The sequence below is a fragment of the Mesorhizobium sp. M2E.F.Ca.ET.209.01.1.1 genome, from assembly GCF_004010375.2.
Taxonomy (GTDB): Bacteria; Pseudomonadota; Alphaproteobacteria; order Rhizobiales; family Rhizobiaceae; genus Mesorhizobium.
Map to the genome: position 1 here is coordinate 1 of NZ_SADP02000840.1, position 316 is coordinate 316.

Sequence of the window (316 nt, forward strand, 5' to 3'; positions counted from 1 at the left end):
GCAACGCCGGACCATTCCCAGGCAAGCGGGCCCGGGGAAGGATCGGACGCCGTTCCAAGCCTTATCGCCGGATAGAGCGCGCGATACCTTTGATAGGCATCAGCAAAAGCCCCACCAAGCCCCGCATCCGGCTCAATCGTCGCATCTGTCGCCGGCGCGGTGCACACCGCCAGCGGATCGGTCCCAGTCGCGGCGATCAACCCAAGCCTTGCCGCGCCAAACGCCGCGCCGAAGTCGCCGTCGGCGGGAATGTCGACCGGCACCTGCAATGCCGTCGCAATCGCCTTCAGCCAGTAGCGTGAGCGCGAGCCGCCGC

General features: G+C 67.4%; 1 pseudogene. It reads right to left on the bottom strand.

The features are described from left to right. Positions 1–316: pseudogene (locus tag EN852_RS38155) on the bottom strand (FGGY-family carbohydrate kinase); the annotation flags it as partial.